General features: G+C 63.8%; 10 protein-coding genes. 5 read left to right on the forward strand and 5 right to left on the reverse strand.

Annotated elements, in window-relative coordinates:
• Nucleotides 1-24 precede the first annotated feature (24 nt).
• From A3A9_RS0125790 to A3A9_RS0125800, 3 genes are all read right to left on the reverse strand, one after another.
• Nucleotides 25-3,504, reverse strand: coding sequence for an indolepyruvate ferredoxin oxidoreductase family protein (locus tag A3A9_RS0125790; protein ID WP_027061220.1), 3,480 nt, complete (start codon nt 3,502-3,504; stop codon nt 25-27).
• Between the two features lie 218 nt (nt 3,505-3,722).
• A complete protein-coding gene (locus A3A9_RS0125795) occupies nt 3,723-4,256 on the reverse strand; it encodes a hypothetical protein (protein WP_082222221.1) in 534 nt (177 codons plus the stop codon).
• Complete coding sequence (locus A3A9_RS0125800) at nt 4,249-4,860, reverse strand: CGNR zinc finger domain-containing protein (protein ID WP_027061222.1); 612 nt, start codon at nt 4,858-4,860, stop codon at nt 4,249-4,251. Before A3A9_RS0125800 ends, A3A9_RS0125795 begins: the two co-directional genes overlap by 8 nt.
• A 64-nt stretch (nt 4,861-4,924) precedes the next feature.
• Here A3A9_RS0125800 and A3A9_RS0125805 point away from each other — a divergent pair, with 64 nt between their 5' ends.
• The 4 genes from A3A9_RS0125805 (at nt 4,925) to A3A9_RS0125820 (ending at nt 9,429) form a co-directional block, all read left to right on the forward strand.
• Complete coding sequence (locus A3A9_RS0125805) at nt 4,925-5,830, forward strand: branched-chain amino acid ABC transporter permease (RefSeq protein WP_027061223.1); 906 nt, start codon at nt 4,925-4,927, stop codon at nt 5,828-5,830.
• A gap of 187 nt (nt 5,831-6,017) precedes the next feature.
• On the forward strand, nt 6,018-6,602 hold the full coding sequence (locus A3A9_RS0125810) for a TRAP transporter small permease subunit (protein ID WP_027061224.1): 585 nt from the start codon (nt 6,018-6,020) through the stop codon (nt 6,600-6,602).
• Entirely contained in the window at nt 6,599-8,386 is a 1,788-nt protein-coding gene (locus A3A9_RS0125815) for a TRAP transporter large permease (protein ID WP_202596411.1), read from the forward strand. Before A3A9_RS0125810 ends, A3A9_RS0125815 begins: the two co-directional genes overlap by 4 nt.
• Nucleotides 8,387-8,400: 14 nt before the next feature.
• Nucleotides 8,401-9,429, forward strand: a complete 1,029-nt coding sequence (locus A3A9_RS0125820) for a zinc-dependent alcohol dehydrogenase family protein (RefSeq protein ID WP_027061226.1) — start codon at nt 8,401-8,403, stop codon at nt 9,427-9,429.
• Between the two features lie 236 nt (nt 9,430-9,665).
• On the opposite strand, the gene A3A9_RS0125825 is transcribed toward A3A9_RS0125820, so the two are convergent.
• Nucleotides 9,666-10,775 carry a TRAP transporter substrate-binding protein gene (locus tag A3A9_RS0125825; protein ID WP_027061227.1) on the reverse strand — a complete coding sequence of 370 codons (1,110 nt, stop codon included), beginning with the start codon at nt 10,773-10,775 and terminating at the stop codon, nt 9,666-9,668.
• Between the two features lie 263 nt (nt 10,776-11,038).
• Here A3A9_RS0125825 and A3A9_RS0125830 point away from each other — a divergent pair, with 263 nt between their 5' ends.
• Nucleotides 11,039-11,812 (forward strand): gamma-glutamyl-gamma-aminobutyrate hydrolase family protein, encoded by a 774-nt coding sequence (locus tag A3A9_RS0125830; protein ID WP_027061228.1) that lies wholly within the window; start codon nt 11,039-11,041, stop codon nt 11,810-11,812.
• Here the strand turns inward: A3A9_RS0125830 and A3A9_RS0125835 are convergent, their stop codons facing one another.
• Complete coding sequence (locus tag A3A9_RS0125835) at nt 11,813-12,217, reverse strand: hypothetical protein (RefSeq protein ID WP_033838797.1); 405 nt, start codon at nt 12,215-12,217, stop codon at nt 11,813-11,815.
• Nucleotides 12,218-12,285 lie beyond the last annotated feature (68 nt).

Genomic DNA, 12,285 nt, shown 5'->3' on the forward strand with positions numbered 1-12,285 from the left:
CTTCAGGTAAACAAGCCGTATCCGTCATTCGGCGGCCTGCAGTTCCGGCCGCACTGACGCGGCCGACAGGCGTTCGAGCAGCCTTTTACGCTCGCCCGCGGCCTTTTGCGCGCTTGCCTGCCGTACGTGGCCGTAACCACGGATGAGGGCGGGGACCGAGACGAGAGCGACCGCCGCATCGGTCTGGCCCGGCGCCAACGACCTGGCGACGAGCTCAAGATCGGCCTCATATTGCGCCAAAAGCTGCCGTTCCACGCGCCGTTCAGCGCTATAGCCAAACAGGTCGAAAGCGGTGCCGCGCAAGCCCTTCAGCGCCGCCAGCAGGCGAAAACCCTTCATCATCCAGGGGCCGAAGCTCGATTTCCGAGGGCTTCCGTCATTGCCGCGACGTCCCATGATCGGCGGGGCGAGGTGGAATTCGAGTTTCTCGTAGCTCTGGAACTGCTTGCCAAGCTCGGCGGCGAAGGAGCCGTCGGTGTAGAGCCGCGCCACCTCGTATTCGTCCTTGATCGCCATCAGCTTGAACAGGTTCCTGGCCGCCGCTTCTGTCACGGTCGTCGAGCCGGGCATGGCCTTGGCTTCCGCGGCACGCAGCAGCGCCAGCCTGTCGGCGTAGCGCTTGCCGTAGCCGGCGTTCTGGTAAGCGGTCAGGAAGGCGACACGGCGGGCAATGATCTCGTCCAGCGTCTGCGCGGCCGGAGCGATCTCTCCCGCCTTGCCCGGCTGGGCGACGACGCCGCGCACGAAATCCGGCTGGTGCGCTGCGCGGCGGCCCCAGCGGAAGGCGGCAATGTTCATCGCCACCGCTTCGCCGTTGAGTTCGATCGCCCTTTCGACAGCCTCGGCCGACAGCGGCAGGCCGCCATGCTGGAAGGCAAAGCCGAGCATGAACATGTTGGCGCCAAGCGAATTGCCAAACAGCGATGTGGCGGTGCGGGTGGCGTCGAAGAAATGCGCCTTGTCGTCGCCGGCGGCGGCCCGGATCGCCTTCTTCAGGCGCTCGATCGGTAACGAGAAATCGGCCGAGCGGGCAAACTCGCCAGGCATGATCTCGGCAGTGTTGGCGAGGAAAATGGTATGGCCCTCGCGCACCGCCGTCAGCACCTTCTTGGCGCCTGACACGACGAGGTCGCAGCCGAGCACGAGATCGGCCTTGCCCGCCGAAACGCGGATGGCGTGGATGTCGTCCGGCGTGCGGGCAATGCGGACATGGGTGAACACCGAGCCACCCTTCTGGGCAAGGCCGGCCATGTCGATCATGCCGCAGCCCTTGTCCTCGAGATGGGCCGCCATGCCGAGCACGGCGCCGACGGTGACGACGCCGGTGCCACCGACGCCATCGATGATCGCCGCCCAACCCTCGGCGCCCAGCGGGAATTCGGCTGGTGTCGGTACCCCGTCAAGCGGATCGGTCTTGCCGGCAAGGCCTTCGGCCTTGCGGATCTTGGCGCCATGCACGGTGACGAAGGACGGGCAGAAGCCGTTGACGCAGGAGAAATCCTTGTTGCAGCTCGACTGGTCGATCTTGCGCTTGCGGCCGAATTCGGTCTCGACCGGCTGAATCGAGACGCAGTTCGATTGCACGCCGCAATCGCCGCAGCCTTCGCAGACCAGTTCGTTGATGAAGACGCGCTTGTCGGGATCGGGAAAGGCGCCGCGCTTGCGGCGCCGGCGTTTTTCGGCGGCACAAGTCTGGTCATAGAGCAGGATCGAGACGCCCTTGACGTCGCGCAGCTCGCGCTGGACGAGATCGAGGTCGTCGCGATGATGGATGGTGGCGCCGGCCGGGAATGCGGCCTTGCCGGCATATTTGTCCGGTTCGTCGGTGACGATGGCGATACGGTCGACGCCCTCGGCCCGCACCTGCCTGGCGATCATGTCCACCGTCAGGCCGCCCTCATGCGGCTGGCCGCCGGTCATCGCCACCGCATCGTTGTAGAGGATCTTGTAGGTGATGTTGGCGTCGCTCGACAAAGCGAAGCGGATCGCCAGCACGCCGGAATGGTTGTAGGTGCCGTCGCCGAGATTCTGGAAGATATGGTCGCGCTTCGAGAACGGCGCCTGGCCGACCCATTGCGCGCCCTCGCCGCCCATGGCGGTGAAGCCGAGCGTATTGCGGTCCATCCACAACGCCATGAAATGGCAGCCGATGCCGGCAGCGGCGATCGAGCCGTCTGGCACCTTGGTCGAGGAGTTGTGCGGGCAGCCGGAACAGAAGAAGGGCGNGNGCGAGCCGATATCGGTGGCGTCGGCCAGCATCGCCTGGAACTGGCGCAGCTTCGCCACCCGCGCCGAAATCTCTTCCGACGGACCGATGGTTTTGACGATCCTCTCGCCAAGGGCAATGGCGATCTCGTTGGGGTCGAGCGCGCCCTTGGCCGGGAACAGCCAGTCGCCGCGCTCATCCTTCTTGCCGACGATGACCGGCTGCGAGGCTGTGCCATAAAGGCTTTCGCGCAGTTGCACCTCGATCAGCGAACGCTTCTCCTCGACGACAACGATGGTATCGAGGCCGCGGGCAAAGTCGGCGATGTGCTGCAGGTCGAGCGGCCAGGGGCAGCCGACCTTGAACAACCGCACGCCGATGCGGTTGGCGGCCGCCTCATCAATGCCGATATCCTCCAGCGCCTGGCGGACATCGAGATAGCTCTTGCCCAGCGTGATGATGCCGAGTTTCGGGTTGCGGCCGCCCGAATAGACGATGTGGTTCAACCCGTTGGCATGGATGAAGGCGGAGGCTGCGGCGCGCTTGTACTCGTGCAGCCGCTCCTCCTGGCCGAGCATGTCGATCTCGTGACGGATGTTGAGGCCGCCCGGCGGCATGTCGAACTCCGGCACGACGATGTTCAGCCGTTCGAGCGAGGCGTCGACCGAGGCCGTCGATTCGATGTTGTCCTTGACGCATTTGATCGCCGCCCAGGTGCCGGCGAAACGCGACATGGCAAAGCCGTACAGGCCGTAGTCGATGATCTCCTGGACGCCGGCCGGATTGAGGATCGGCACCATGGTGTCGACGAAGAGGAATTCGGTGGCATGCGCATTGGTCGAGGATTCGGCCATATGGTCATCGCCCATGAGCGCAAGCACGCCGCCATGCCTAGATGAGCCGGCCAGGTTGGCGTGGCGGAACACGTCGCCCGAACGATCAACGCCTGGACCTTTGCCGTACCAGACCGAAAAGACACCGTCATGGGTGCCCTCGCCCAGTAGTTCCGTCTGTTGCGACCCCCAGCAGGCGGTGGCGGCAAGCTCCTCGTTGAGGCCGGGCTGGAAGACGATGTCGGCTTGCGCGAGCTGGTTCTTCGCCTTCCACAGCTGCATGTCGAGGCCGCCGAGCGGCGAGCCGCGGTAGCCGGAGACGAAACCGGCCGTGTTAAGGCCGGCGCGGCGGTCGCGCTCGCGCTGCATCAGGAGCATGCGGATGACCGCCTGCGCGCCGGACAGGAAGATGCGCTCCTTTCCGAGGTCGAACTTGTCGTCGAGCGCGACATCATGCAGCGTCATCAGGCATTTCCTCTGCGAAGGCCGCGCGGGGGGAAGCGGCCAACGTCGGGATCGGATGACGCATCCTTTCTCCCCTTGCAAGTGAGGTCAAACAAAATCGCAGGGGCCAGGCAACGCGCAACAAACAGTCAGGCAGGGGCTGGACCGCGCATGAAACCGCGCGCCGACAGGGAGAAGGCGCACGAAAATTCCGGCGAATTGGATGTCGTCAGACGATGTCAGCCGGCTTTCGAGCAGTCCGGCTTCGGCTCACCCGGCAGCTTGCCGTCGGGATGGCCGACGAGGTCGGGGTTGGCCGTGTAGAGCTGGTCGACGACCAGCGGCCGGTCGGGCAGGATCGACTGGTCTTCCGTCGACATCAGCGTGGTGTCGATCTTCTGCAGGACGGCACCGTCGGCGCCCTTGATGCTGATGGCGATGGCATAGGGCTTGTTCTTGACGATGCAGGTCAGTGCCGGGCTCTCCAGGCTCACCTTGTCGAGCTTCGGCCAGACCTTCTGCTCGACCACGATCGGCGCACCGCCGGCAGGATTCTGGAAGCTGGCAACCGCCACCTGGCCCTCGCCCATCGGCTGCAAGGGCCGCAGTGTGACGACATAAGTTGCCCTGGCGAGCCGGTAGTTGAAGACGAATATCTTGCCGGAGACCTCGAACAGCTTGCCCTCCCCGCCGGTGTCGCGGCAGGCGCCGAGTGCGGCGGCGGCAATCAGCATGGCGCCGGCAACGACAGACCGTGAAAATCCTCTAGGCATCCTTGACCTCATGGGCCGCCATGCGTCGGCGGCGATAGTGACGACTTGCCTTCTGCCGGTTGCCGCACACCGCCATGTCGCACCAAAGGCGGCTGGAATTGCGGCTTCTGTCGACGAACAGCCAGGTGCAGTTGGGACAGATCCTGAGCCTCGCGACGGTGTCGTCGCGCAGCAGCGAAAGGGCTGAAACCGCCAGCGCCGCCTCGAAGGCGATCGGCGTCACGGGGTCGCCGAACGGCCTTCCCGGCGCGCTGATCTCGGTCCGGCTGCCGGCCAGGCCTTCGGCACAGGCGCGCAGGAATTCGGGCAGGTCGGTGGTGGCGACCGCTCCCTTCGACACCGCACCACGAAACAGCTGGTCGGTCGTCTCGCGGATCGACAGCACAATCGGAGCGATCACCGCCGGCGAGGATACCGCAAGCCGCCTGTCGCCGAGCTCGGCGGCACGAAAGCCGCTGGCCGCGTCGGCAAAGCGGGCGATTTCGACCGGATCGGCGAAGCGGTCGAATGTGCGCTCCGGATCGCCGCGCAGCACGACGGTGTTGGCCGTGTCGAGCGCGAGCAGGCCGCCGGTAAAGCGATGCGGGGTCCAGGCAACTGTCATGCTACAAAATCTAACCGATAAATCGCATTTGACAAGTTAGATTCAGCAATGCAAACCTCTCCGCATGCTCTACTTCTTCCAGCAGGTGCTGAACGGGCTGCATTCGGGCGCGCTCTATGCGCTGCTCGCCTTCGGCTACGTGCTGACCAACGGCATTTTGCACCGCACCAACCTCGCCTATGGGGCGCTGTTTGCCTTTTGCGGCCAGGTCATGATCCTGAGCGTCGCCTTCGGCTACCAGGTGCTGTGGCTGACGCTGCTGGCGTCGGTGCTGTTCGGCGTCGTCGCGGCATTGCTCTACGCAGCGCTGGTCAGCCATGTCCTGTCGCGCAGCGTCTTCGAGCCGTTGGCCGACCGCTCGCCCAATGCGATCGTGGTAACGACGCTCGGCATCCTGATCGTCTTGTCGGAGGCGAGCCGCATCGCGGCCGACACGCATGATCTGTGGCTGCCACCGATGCTGGCCCAGCCTATCGTCTTCGCGGAAGGCGCCGGCTTCAAGGCAACGCTGACGCTGATCCAGGTGCTCGACTGCGCGTCGGTGCTGGCCGCGGTCGCACTCGCCACATGGGCGTTTGCCCACTCCAGCTTCGGCCGGGCCTGGCGGGCTGTCTCCGACGACCCACGAGCCGCCGCCCTGTGCGGCGTCGATGTGCGCCGCGTCTTTCGACATGCCGTGCTGTTCGGCGGTTTCTGCGCCGCCCTGGCTGGTATCATGGCCAGCCTCTACTACGGCAATGTCAGCTTCGGCTCCGGCCTTGTCTACGGCCTGAAGATCCTGTTCGTGACCGCGGTCGGCGGCTATCTCTCACCGCCACGGGCAGCGCTCGGTGCCGCCGCCTTCGGCATGGCCGAATCACTGTGGGCCGGCTATTTCCCGATCGAATGGCGCGATGCGTGGATGTACCTGTTCCTGGTGGCCATGCTGATCCTGATAGGCGCCGGCCGCGACACCGGCAAGGTCGTCTGAGCCATCAGACTTTGGTTGCATGACGCCGGGGCAGACCGCCCTTGTCCCGTCCCGCGCTTCACCCAACATCGTTTTGCTGCCGCCATCCGTGTTGACCCGTGTGGCCACGCGCGGCATACCGTTGGGCCACGCGGCGTGACGGCGGGAAAAGGGGAGCCGGCACGCCTCCGCCATAAGGGAGGACTGCATGCAAGGGCCGCTCGCTCTGTCGCGAGGCATCGACCGCCTCAACGAATTCATCGGCAAATCGGTATCCTGGCTGATCCTGCTGGCGATCCTGGTGAGCGCGGCTAATGCCGTCATCCGCAAGGTCTTCGACATCTCGTCAAACGCGTGGCTGGAGCTGCAGTGGTATTTGTTCGGCGCCGCCTTCATGCTGGCGGCGGCCTATACGCTGAAACAGAACGAGCATATCCGCATCGACATCGTCTACGGCCTGTTTTCGCGCCGTGTGCAACACTGGATCGACCTCCTCGGCCACGTCTTCTTCCTGATGCCGTTCGTGACACTGATGGTGTTTTACTTCGTCCCCTATGTCAGGCTGTCGTTCCACAGCGGTGAAATGTCGACCAATGCCGGCGGCCTGATCGTCTGGCCGGCCAAGGCTATCCTCCTGGTCGGGTTTTTCCTGCTCGCGCTGCAGGGCATTTCAGAAATCATCAAGAAGATCGCCATCATGCGCGGCGTCATGGACGATCCCAACCCCTTCATTTCCGTGCACGAGCAGGCCGAGCTCGAAGCCAAGGCGCTCGCCGACGAGGTGCGCTCGTGATGGAGTTCATTGCCCAGAACATGGCGCCGATCATGTTCGCTTCGCTGATCCTGTTCATGCTGATCGGCTATCCCGTCGCCTTCTCGCTCGCCGCGAACGGGCTGATGTTCTTCTTTATCGGCGTGTTTCTGACGCCCTATTCAGGTGGTGCGATCAATCTCGACTGGCCGCTTCTCTATGCACTGCCGGACAATTTCTACGGCAGCCGGGTGATGTCGAACGACACGCTGCTGGCCATCCCGTTCTTCACCTTCATGGGCATCGTGCTCGAGCGATCGGGCATGGCCGAGGACCTTCTCGACACGATCGGCCAGCTGTTCGGACCGATCCGTGGCGGCCTTGCCTATGCGGTGATCTTCGTCGGCGCGTTGCTGGCCGCGACCACCGGCGTAGTGGCGGCATCCGTCATCGCCATGGGATTGATCTCGCTGCCGATCATGCTGCGCTATGGCTATGACCGCAGGCTGGCGTCGGGCGTCATTGCCGCCTCCGGTACGCTCGCGCAGATCATCCCGCCTTCACTTGTGCTGATCGTGCTCGCAGACCAGCTCGGCCGCTCGGTCGGCGACATGTATGCGGGCGCGCTGGTTCCTGGCCTCGTCCTGACCGGGCTCTACGCGCTTTACATTCTCATCGTGTCGATCTTCCGGCCGAAAATGGTGCCGGCACTGCCGCTCGAAGCGCGCACGCTTGGCCATGGCGTGATGTCGCTGCTGGTGGCGCTGGCGGTAACGGTGGCCATATCCTATGCGGCGTACCGCTATCTCGCACCGGCGCATGGCGACAATGCCGATATTCTGGGCGCCACGGCTGGCGTGCTCCTGATCTATATCGTTGCCATTGCCGACAGGCGGCTGAACATCAACATGATGTCGCGGCTGGCGCAGCAGGTGGTCATCGTGCTGATCCCGCCGCTGGCGCTGATCTTCCTGGTGCTTGGAACCATCTTCCTCGGCATCGCCACCCCGACCGAGGGAGGCGCCATGGGCTCCGTCGGGGCATTGATCATGGCGGCGGCAAAAGGTCGGCTGTCGCTGGACGTGATCAAGCAGGCACTAACCTCTACGACGCGGCTGTCATCCTTCGTGCTGTTCATCCTGATCGGCGCGCGGGTGTTCTCGCTCACCTTCTACGGCGTCAACGGCCAGATCTGGGTCGAACACCTGTTGACCTCGCTGCCGGGCGGCGAAGTCGGCTTCCTGATCGGCGTCAACTTCCTCGTCTTCTTCCTGGCCTTCTTCCTCGACTTCTTCGAACTGGCCTTCATCATCGTGCCGTTGCTGGCGCCGGCGGCCGACAAGCTCGGCATCGACCTGATCTGGTTCGGCGTGCTGCTCGGCGTCAACATGCAGACCTCCTTCATGCATCCGCCTTTCGGCTTCGCGCTGTTCTACCTGCGCTCGGTCGCCGCCCGCGTGCCCTATCTCGACCGCCTCACCGGCAAGCAGATCGCGCCGGTCACGACTGGCCAGATCTATTGGGGCGCGGTGCCATTCGTCTGCATCCAGGTGATCATGATCGGACTGACGATCGCCTTCCCGCAAATGGTGATGCGCTACAAGGGGACTACGGTCGATCCAGGCACGATCGACTACACGGTGCCGGCAATACCCGGCATGTCACCGCCCGGTGCGCCGCCGGCCAACGGCACCGCACCAGCCAATGGCGGCACAGCTCCGCCTGCCACCCCCGACCTTTCGCAGCCGCCGAGCTTCGGCGACACGCCACCCGCGCAACCGGCTACGCCTCAGCCGGACCTGTCCCAGCCGCCGAGCTTCAACTGATGGATGCCAGGACCATGAAAGCGGTGCGACTGGAAGCCGTGGGCAGCATTGCACTGCGCGAAGTCGACAAGCCCATCCCCGGCGCCGATGATCTTCTGGTCCGGATCGAAGCCTGCGGTGTGTGCGGCACCGACCGGCATCTTTTCCATGGCGAATTTCCCTGCAGGCCGCCGGTGACGCCCGGACATGAATTCTCGGGCATCATCGAGGCGATCGGCGCTGGTATCTCGGGCTTTTCGATCGGCGACCGGGTCACCGGCGACCCCAACATCGCCTGCGGACGATGTGCCCATTGCCATGCCGAGCGCGTCAATCTCTGTCGCAACCTCAACGCCATCGGCATCCATCGCGACGGTGGTTTTGCAGACTACGTCGTTCTGCCGCAGAAGCAGGCCTTCATCCTGCCGGCTGACCTCAAGCCAACGCATGGCGCGTTCTGCGAGCCGCTTGGCTGCTGCCTGCATGGCGTGGATCTGGCCGAGATCAAGCCGGGCAGTTCGGTGATCGTGCTTGGCGGCGGCGTTATCGGCCTGCTCACCGTGCAATTGGCGCGGCTGGCCGGAGCCACGACGATTGTCCTGTCGACCAGACAGGCTTCGCGGCGCGCGCTTGCCGAGGAGCTCGGCGCGACAGTGACGGTCGATCCCACCGCCGCCGATGTCATCGAGGCCATCGCCGGGCCGGCGGGCCTGTTGCCGGGAGGCGCCGACGTGGTGTTCGAATGCGCTGGTGTGCGCGAGACCGTCGAGCAGTCGATGCGGCTGGCCAGGGCCGGCGGCACCGTCGTCATCGTCGGCGTCACGCCGCAAGGCATGAAGGCAGAATTCGAGCCTTTCGACCTATTGTTTCGGGAATTGAAGGTGCTGGGCTCCTTCCTCAATCCCTACACGCATCGCCGCGCCGCCGAGCTGATCGCATCCGGTGCGATCGAGATCGACCGGCTTATCTCCAGGCAAGTGCCGCTCGAAGAGGCGGCAATGGTGATCGCCAATCCGCCAGCGCCCGGCGAGGTCAAGGTGCTGGTGGTGCCGGGCCGAAGCTGAGGTACTGGCTATCGGGCATTTGCGCTGCCCCTCATCGCCCTGCCGGGCACTTCTCCCCGTATAGTGACGGGGAGAAATAAGCCTTCGTCACCGGCTTCGCCAATTACCAACGTTGCAGGAAGGTGCGCCAAGGGGCGGCAGCTTCCTTCTCCCCGTCACTATACGGGGAGAAGGTGCCGGCAGGCGGATGAGGGGCAGCGCAGACTCCGGTCATTAGCCGGCGCCAAAGTGAAGCGTTACAGCTTGCCCTGGCGCTGCTGCACCATCATGAAGGTGTCGTAATTGTACTCCGCCACCTGCGCCCAGAGATAGTGCTCCTTGCGGAAGCCCTTGATCGATTCCCAGATCTTCTTGAACGGTGCGTTCGAGGCTTCCATTTCGGCATAGACCTCGTTTGCCTTTTCAAAGCAGGCGGCCATGACGTCCTGGCTGAACGGGCGCAGTTTGGCGCCGCCGGCCACCAGCCGCTTCACCGCCGCCGGATTCACATAATCGTATTTCTGCAGCATGTCGGCATCGGCTGCTTGCGCCGCGGTGCGCAGCAGCGACTTGTAAGCCGGCGAGAGTTCTTCGTATTTCGCCTTGTTGAACATCAGATGGACGGTCGGGCCGCCTTCCCACCAGCCGGGATAGTAGTAATAGGGCGCCACCTTGTAGAAGCCGAGCTTTTCGTCGTCATAGGGACCGACCCATTCGGCGGCGTCGATGGTGCCCTTTTCCAGAGCCGGATAGATGTCGCCGCCAGCGATCTGCTGCGGCACGACGCCGAGCTTCTGCACCACCTTGCCGGCAAAGCCGCCGATGCGCATCTTGAGGCCCGAGAGGTCGGCAACGGTATTGATCTCCTTGCGGAACCAGCCGCCCATCTGCACGCCGGTGTTACCGCCCGGCAGGCCGAACAACCCTTGCGTGGCAAGAAATTCATTGAACAGGTCTATGCCACCGCCATGGTAGTGCCAGGCATTCATGCCGCGTGCGTTGAGCGAAAAGGGAACCGCGGCACCCAGCGCCCATGTCGGGTCCTTGCCCCAGTAATAATATGCCACCGTGTGGCAGGCTTCGACCGTGCCGGCCGTGGTGGCGTCGGCAGCCTGCAGGCCGGGCACGAGTTCCCCGGCGGCGAAGACCTGGATCTGGAAATTGCCGTCGGTGGCTTCCGACAGCATCTTGGAGAACACTTCGGCGCCGCCATAGATCGTGTCGAGCGACTTCGGGAATGACGACGCCAGCCGCCACGTCACCTTGGGATTGGACTGGGCAATTGCCGGTGCTGCCAGCGTGGCCGCGGCGGCGGCAGCGCCGACGCCGGTTACGCCGGCCTTGCGAATGAATGAACGACGATCCATGAAGTTCCTCCCTTTTGGATCAACAGACCGATTTTCGGGAAATCCTCGGTTCCCGTATCGGTTGGCCGAAACAATACACGGGCAAGAAGTCTAGTCCAGCACGGCCGCCAGATTTGGTGATCAAGCCATGCGACCCTGCAACTATAGTCTAACGGCGGCGTTCGTGGCCCATGCGACACGTAGAAACTTGGCATGGAAAAATGCCCTGAGATCGCCTATTTTGGAGGCAGGACATTCCTTGCCAGATGGAAAACAGACCCAAAATGCACCAGCCGCTCGTCGCCATATCGACCGACGTCCGTCAGTTCGACAATTACACCTGGCATGCCGCCCCACAGCAATATCTGGAAGCCGCGGTTGCGGGCGCCGGCGTGTTCCCGCTGCTGGTGCCTTCGTTCGGCGACAGGCTCGATTTCGACGAACTTCTGTCCTCGGTCGATGGCGTCATGGTCACCGGGTCAAAGTCCAATGTGCACCCCTCGCTCTATGGCGGCGATGCCAGCGAAGCCAACGGTCCCTATGACCCGGCGCGCGACGCGACCACGCTGCCGTTGATCCGCCGGGCGATCGAGCGCGGCGTGCCGCTGCTCGCCATCTGCCGCGGCATCCAGGAGCTGAACGTCGCGCTCGGCGGCACGCTGGGCACCGAGATCCAGGAGCGCGAGGGGTCGCTCGACCACCGCGCGCCGGTGAGCGACAAGCAGGATGAGCGCTTCGCCATCCACCAGACCATTTCGATCAAGGCAGGCAGTTGCCTGGCCGGCGTGTTCGGTGCCGGCGACATCAAGGTCAATTCCTTGCATCGCCAGGCGATCGACCGGCTGGGATCGAAGCTCGAGATCGAGGCCGTTGCCACAGACGGCACGGTTGAAGCGGTTTCGGTCAAGGGGGCTCGCGCCTTCGCCGTCGGTGTCCAGTGGCACCCCGAATATTGGGTCAAATCGGACAGCAATTCGGCCAAGATCTTCCGTGCCTTCGGCGATGCGGTGCGCCTGCACGCGGCGGCGAAGGCTGGCTCGCGAGCCGCCGCGGAATGATCAGTCGTCAGTTTTCAGATCACCGGCGACCGCCAGCGACAGCAATGGCATGGCTGGAGCATAGGATTCATAGCCATCGCCATCAGCAACCGAGAAGGTGACGATCGGATCGATGCCGTTGGCGCTGAAGGCGACCGTGCCATCGTTCTGCTCGCGCCAGAATTTTGCCTGCTCGATGCCCGGCAACAGCCGGCGGCAGGTCGGAGACACCGTCAACGAGGACAAGCCATCCGAAATCGAGGCTCCACGTACGACGGCGCAGGCCCCCTCATCACCGTTGGCGACCAGCCTGTAGCTGTTGGACGAAGTTGCATCGGTGGCGACGCTTTCCGCATTGCCTTCATGGAAAATTTGAACGCCGCCAAACAGCGCGCCGGCAGCAATCAATGCGGAAAGCGTTTTCATCACTCTTCATCCACGCACACGAACAGGATGCAGAATGATTCCAAAGGGTTAAGCTGGCGTTAATGAAT

This window comes from Mesorhizobium loti CJ3sym (assembly GCF_000472785.1).
In the GTDB taxonomy this organism is placed as follows: Bacteria; Pseudomonadota; Alphaproteobacteria; order Rhizobiales; family Rhizobiaceae; genus Mesorhizobium; species Mesorhizobium loti_E.